General features: G+C 48.5%; 2 protein-coding genes. Both read left to right on the forward strand.

What is annotated here, in order from left to right:
• Window positions 1–975, forward strand: a 975-nt coding sequence (locus tag KDK19_RS11455; protein ID WP_257291998.1) for a hypothetical protein, incomplete at its 5' end; no start/stop codon positions are given.
• Window positions 976–1,172: 197 nt separating this feature from the next.
• Window positions 1,173–1,712 (forward strand): hypothetical protein (locus tag KDK19_RS11460; RefSeq protein WP_257291999.1); only part of this gene is annotated, 540 nt, incomplete at its 3' end.

Raw genomic sequence — 1,712 nt, forward strand, 5'->3', positions numbered from 1 at the left:
ACCGTTGAGATACCCGTCTCTGGACTTATCCCGTCAGGAGAACAGCTGGCCCTGAATTACATCGTTGTGCTGATGCAGAACCTCAATGAGATATCCTTTACGGTCAAAGGGCAGTGGCTTGAGGTTGAGACGCTGGATGACAGTGCTCAGATCTACCGTTTTCCAATGCCGCAGCTGAAAATACAGGATGAAAAAATGGAAATCAGCAACTGGCCAGAGGAGCAGTTCCGGATTTTTTTGAAAATCACTGGTGTGCCTGAACACTATTATTTGACAGCAGATCATTGGCAAAAGCGTTTAAGATTGGATTACCCGGTATACATTCAAAGGTGCGAAACCAGATTATCCACAAACAGAGAGCCCGGGGCAGAAGGTGCCGTTGAAATAGCCCCCTTCAAACCTTTACCTGTTTATGTTCTGACTAACCTGATCAACAGGGAAATGGCCATCAACGACCTCGCCTGGAAATCCATTGACCAGTTCAAAGAGAGACTGCCTGAATCCTTGCTTGGCAAACTGAGAAAAAGAATCGAAGCATCAGGGACAGAATGCCCCGATGAGATTAAAGAATCACTGTCCCAATACCTGGATAATGTTCAATCCAGCAGAGGTGAAGCCTCTGAGCCAATCACTGAACCGGAGCCACAGGGCGGTTACCCGCCAGACGACAAAAAAGAAAAACAGGCGTTTGCCAGTTTATGGTTAAAACTCAACCAGACAGAAGTTTTTGACATCGAGGTACTGACATTGCTGGACGAGTACAGGGATGAAATGGAGCTTAAACATATAGTGACCGTCCTCAGAAAAGCCAAAATCCATATCGATAACCACATACTGGAAGGATGGAGGCAGCAGGCATGCTGCGAAATAAAGCGACTAAAAAGGCGAGACCCTTCGTTATCAGAGGTTAATCCTGATGTCTATGGGAGTTGCCTGGAATTAGAGTTACTTGATGGGTGTGCGAGTATTTTCTAATCGCCAACTCTGTTTATGGCGCGCAAGCCAGTGTGGTGCTATACATTCCCGTGCATACGGCAAACGTCAATCAATGTGCCTGAGTCGGACGACGTAAAGATAACGAATTATTTCTAATAGCAAATGGGTTCGTGGATGTGGATTTTTTTAAGCCTGAGTCTACGATACGCTCACAAAAAAATAAAACTATCTGCCCGATGGTCCGATCACTGCTTCTGTTAGTGACCGTAATGTTTGGAGAGTCACTGCCTGCGGTGGGATTTGTCGGCTCAAGCCCGCTACCCACCCGTTTCTTATATGCCAATAAGTTAGCTGAACCTGCACCGCCGAACCCTGTTCCGGTTGGGTTTATAAAGTTCGCCCTCAGTTTGCTTCAGCTGCAGCCGAATAACAGTCCTCTTGCATCTCTACAATTAACCCCCCTGCCCCTTTGGCCAATAAAGCAGACACGTTTCATTGACCTATTGGCTATATCCCCCGAAACCGCAAAGCACTCTTCCAATGCGTTGATCGCCACAGGCGCTGCCGGTGCCGGTGCCGGTGCCGGTGCCGGTGCCGGTGCCGGTGCCGGTGCCGGTGCCGGAGGAGATGATAGCGATAAGCCACCCGACGGAAACCACTGGAATCGTGACCCAGAGCCCCAGTCTGGCGTTACCCTCGCTCTCAGCCCTGTTGAAAAATACCTGCAACAAAAAAAGCAACTGCTTCGAATGTTAAGAATCAAACGACTATGGGCT

This window comes from Endozoicomonas sp. ONNA1 (assembly GCF_024606325.1).
Lineage (GTDB): Bacteria > Pseudomonadota > Gammaproteobacteria > Pseudomonadales > Endozoicomonadaceae > Endozoicomonas_A.